Raw genomic sequence first — 1,634 nt, 5'->3', positions numbered from 1 at the left:
TTTCTTACGTCTAGTCAAGTATTTTAGTTTTTCTTTTTTTATTTCTTTTTGGAGGTAGGGGTACCTATTCCTCCAAACAAAATTTACACAACCCAAACAGACCTAACGATGTATCATTTTTTCGCTAAGTCGTTTATGGTATACTTTTTCTAATCAATTACGAGTGAGTGACTGCTATCTCGTAGTTGTAGGTTAGATTGTGTGAAATAAGGTGAAATGCCACTTTCAAGAACTTATTTACACACGCGATGGACGCGACCTTATGACGCTTGTTATAGGGTTGCGTTTTTAATTTGTCGTAATACTCCACAAAGTGATTGCCCCCGAAACGCCTCATTTTTATCATGTTCTGCACCATGTTATACAAGATTTTCCGCAGTTCCTTATTCCCTCGTTTGTTAATTTTATCCTTATAAAAGAGTGTCCCAGATTCGAATCGTCGAATATCAATACCAGCGTACGCATTGAGCTGCTTATGATTATCAAAACGTTTGATATCACCTATTTCTGCGATGAGTCGGACCGCTGTAATCTCACCGATTCCAGGAATAGATGTCAGAATCCCGTACTCATTTCGCTCTTCTGAAAGGTTTACCATTTTCTTTATGACTGCTTCTTTTTGATGTACGAGTTCTAGATACCTTTTTGTATAATCCCGCAATTGGTCAAGACGGGGATCGGTTTCTGAAATTGCTGGATAACAGGTATTCGCAGCTTCCATCAAATCATATGCGCGTTCTTCCGCTTTCCTTCCAGACATATTTTGATCCGTACTTTTTAAAATGCGGTTTCGGAGCACCGTTTTAGAGTGCGCGAGGACAAAAGAAGGGTGTGGATACTGACAGAGTAACTGATAATAAAGTTCTGATTTTGTTTTATATAAAACCTCTAATTCGGGGAAACTCAGCTGAACCATCGCATGAATTCGATTGCGGAGAATTGCTAAATCTTCCTCTAGTTCGGCATAGTAACGGGAAAGGGCACGCATTTCTTCGAAATAAGAGTCTTGCGGTGCTTTCACACGACGCTCCGCTGTAAAGTGTGTGCGTGCGAGTTGATGTGCATCGCTTTTATCTGTTTTATGAATGCGCATACCAGCCATTTGAAGTTTGGATTCCAATGGATTCAGAAGCGTATACGGAAAACCATGATCATTCATAAAGCGTTCGAGCTGTGTTGAATACACGCCTGTTGCTTCAAATACAATCGCAGGAAGTTCCTCTGTTTCATTTGTCATGTCTACAATCATTTCGTAAAGCTTTTCAAAGCCTAATCGCTGATGGTGGATTTCTCCTTCTGATAAACAGGATTTCTGTGAGGCATAAATAGCGAAATAACTTTTTCCCATACTGACATCGAACGCAAGTACATAGGGCATAATAATTCCTCCTTCATAGTAGTATCGTATCAACTGGTAGAAGTCTTCACCATTCCTTATTTTATCCCTTTTCTTATACACGATCTCGATGGATCCAACATACTAAACTGATTCATATAAGGATAGTGAAGGCGGTCAGTTTTAATTGCGAACTCAAGGTCCCAAGGCATGATCGACCTTTTCTTCACTTCTACTATAAAAAAATAGTAGTACAAACCATTGTCTTGGTTTGTACTACTAAGCTTAGTATGTTTTA

At 39.2% G+C, this 1,634-nt stretch carries 2 protein-coding genes; both read right to left on the bottom strand.

Annotated features, from left to right (window positions below; all coding sequences use genetic code 11):
- Positions 1-157 precede the first annotated feature (157 nt).
- Positions 158-1,378, bottom strand: coding sequence for an IS110 family RNA-guided transposase (locus tag HNP81_RS23555; RefSeq protein WP_182504187.1), 1,221 nt, complete (start codon positions 1,376-1,378; stop codon positions 158-160).
- 56 nt (positions 1,379-1,434) lie between these two features.
- The coding region (locus tag HNP81_RS23680) for a hypothetical protein (RefSeq protein ID WP_220478700.1) at positions 1,435-1,634 on the bottom strand (200 nt) is incomplete at its 5' end.

The sequence above is a fragment of the Peribacillus huizhouensis genome (genome assembly GCF_014138605.1).
In the GTDB taxonomy this organism is placed as follows: domain Bacteria; phylum Bacillota; class Bacilli; order Bacillales; family DSM-1321; genus Peribacillus; species Peribacillus huizhouensis.
The sequence above is the reverse complement of the archived record's forward strand: the minus strand, read 5'-3'. Positions and strand labels throughout refer to the sequence as shown.

Excerpts from the sequence above, each read along its gene's own strand:
- HNP81_RS23555 (WP_182504187.1), bottom strand. The coding sequence starts at position 1,378 with ATGCCCTATGTACTTGCGTTCGATGTCAGTATGGGAAAAAGTTATTTC.